2 protein-coding genes are annotated in these 2,115 nt (G+C 68.0%); both read right to left on the bottom strand.

Translation table 11 applies throughout. The features are described from left to right. A partial coding sequence (locus ACWIE7_RS18925) for an Ig-like domain-containing protein (protein WP_454070292.1) occupies window positions 1-1,249 on the bottom strand: 1,249 nt, incomplete at its 3' end. Between the two features lie 452 nt (window positions 1,250-1,701). Further along, on the bottom strand, window positions 1,702-2,115 hold a 414-nt coding region (locus ACWIE7_RS18920; protein WP_454070291.1), incomplete at its 5' end, for an aldehyde dehydrogenase family protein.

Genomic DNA, 2,115 nt, shown 5'->3' with positions numbered 1-2,115 from the left:
CTGCGCCTGCAGCGGTGTGCCCGCCCGTGGTCGCACCCGCCCCGGTGATCGCGGCCTGGCCTCCGCCGGCTCCGCCACCCGCGGCGCCACCCCCGGGCGTCCCGGCGCCGGCTGCTCCGCCACCCGCGGCGGGCTGCCCGGGCGTACCCGGTGTAGTGGCTCCGCGGCCGCCGGGGGCCTGACCATGGCCCGCCCCGGCGCCTCCCGTCGCGCCGGCACCGGACGGTGATCCACCTGCCGGCCCGGACTCGCCGGTCCCGACCTCGCCGTGGCCTCGGATTGCCGCCGCATCAGGGGTTCCGGCCTGGCCAGCACCCGCCGCTGTACCCCCGGGAGCCGAGCCCTCCGGGCCGCCTGCCGCACCTGCGCCTGCGCCGACGTGCCGATCGGGATCAGCGGGATGGCTGGCGGCACCTGAACCGGTCGTGGCCGAGCCGAGAACTCCCAGACTGCTGGCCGCGATACTTCCCGTCGAGCTTCCCGCCACGGCTCCGCTCCCGGCGCTGTTACCGCTGCCGAAATCCGAGCTACCCACGCTGCCGAGGCTCCCCAGACCGCCGAGCGAGCCCCAGTTCAGCAGGTCATCGAGCGAACCCCAGCCGGTCGGCCCGGTGTTGCGCACGGTCACCTTCAGAGGATTCGCAGGATCGGAAGCACCCGCCGAGTTGCTGGCAGTGGCGGAAACCTGATGATTCCTGCGACTCAGCGTGCCGACGTCACACGAGAACCTGCCCTCGGGCGTGGCAGTGGTGGTGCAGCGCACCTGGCCGTCCACGGACACATTGACGGTCGAGCCCGGCTCAGCGGTTCCGGTCACGACCACGCGGTCGCGGGTGGTGGGCGATCCCGGCTGGGCCTGGAGTCCAGCGGGCGCATCCGGCACGGTGACGACGTCGGTGGGCTCGAGCGAGAACGACCAGGCCGGGTTGATCGAGTAGCTTTGAGCGGTCTCCCCGGCCGGGATCCCGATGTACAGCGTGACAGGGATTACCTGATCCGTGAGCGCCGGAGCCTCGTTGATGAGTACGCCCCAGTCGTCCTGCGTGTAGGGCCCGGTGAGAGCGACCGGCGAGCCGGCCGCGTCCCCCAGGTCGGCCCGCCAGACACCGGATCCGCCGTCCGTGAGTTCCCAGGCACCGGCGTACACCTGCAGAGAGGCCGGAGCGTCGCAACGGTTGCGCGCGAGGAAGTCTCCCTGCAGGTACTCGCCGCCCGGGACCGGGACAAAAGAGTCGTCGAGCGTGACCACACTGACATCTCCCCAGATGGCTCCGCCATCCTGAGAGAACTGTAAGCATGAATTGTCGACGTTCGCCATGAGGTGCGGATCAGGAAGCGGCCGCGAGAATCCGATGGCGGCAGCCGACACCACACCTAGCAGGGCCATTGCCCCCAAGGCGCGCGATGCACCCACCGATCGACCGTCCAAACGCATGAGGAGGAGCATATGAGTAAGCTCACACCTTGTCTATACCTTTCTTTTATCTAAGGCGGACCGAGGTGTCGTTTGATGACAAATCAGCAGCTCACACAGCCGATAGTCATACGATCGTTCGGTATTGGCGGATCTGAAGCAGAACTAGACAGTGTCGCGCTACAGCCTGGTTAATCCCGGAGCGCTGACACCATCGACGGTGGAAACACTGGATCGCCCCTGGGCGGACTGGCCGGTATTGCTGCAGACGACCGGCCGCCGCGCTTCTAGAACCCCAGCCGCGTCCGCAGTTTCATCGCGCCGAAGTACATCGACGCCTGCTTCTTCTTGTCCGGCCCGAACGGCGGCACCATGAAGTCGGCGGCCGAGTAGTCGAACGAGTGCAGGGCCACGGCCCGCTCGTGCGTGAAGGTCCGGAAGCCGTAGTGGCCGTGGTACGAGCCCATGCCGGAGTTCCCGACTCCGCCGAAGGGGATGGCGGAGGAGACCATGCCGATGCCGAAGTCGTTGCCGTAGATGTTGCCGGAGCGGGTGCGGTCGGCGACGACCTCGAAACGGTCGTTCTTCTCGCCATACCAGTACAGGACGAGCGGGCTGGGCCGGTCGTTGATGTACCGGATGGCCTCGTCGATGCTCGAGTAGCGGAACACGGTGAGGACGGGGCCGAACACCTCGTCGGA

Source organism: Dietzia sp. NPDC055343, from assembly GCF_053645265.1.
This window is presented reverse-complemented; position numbering and strand designations above follow the sequence as displayed.